This is a genomic window from Bacillus sp. SIMBA_008, from assembly GCF_046535495.1.
Classification (GTDB): Bacteria; Bacillota; Bacilli; order Bacillales; family Bacillaceae; genus Bacillus; species Bacillus subtilis.
On record NZ_JAWRWL010000427.1, the window covers coordinates 1 to 274 of the forward strand.

The 274-nt window shown below is 67.2% G+C and carries 1 pseudogene; it reads left to right on the plus strand.

The features are described 5' to 3' along the window. A pseudogene (locus SB658_RS23880) lies at window positions 1-217 on the plus strand (ABC transporter permease); the annotation flags it as partial. Window positions 218-274: the final 57 nt, after the last annotated feature.

Consider the following 274-nt stretch of genomic DNA (forward strand, 5'->3'; position numbering starts at 1 on the left):
CTATGCGGTCGTCGGGGCGATCTTCGCCGAGTACGCGGGGGCGGTCTCGGGCCTCGGCGTGTACATGCAGCAGCATAAGAACGTCTTCCGCACCGACCTCGTGCTGGCGGCGGTCGTCGTGTCGACGATCCTCACGCTCGCGCTCTACGCGCTCGTCGTGATGATCGAGCGGATCTGCGTACCGTGGGTGCGCGTCGAACAGGGGAGCGAGCGATGAGCCTCGCCGTGTCGTCGCTGGCGAAATCGTTCGGCGATCGCCGCGTGCTGTCGGACG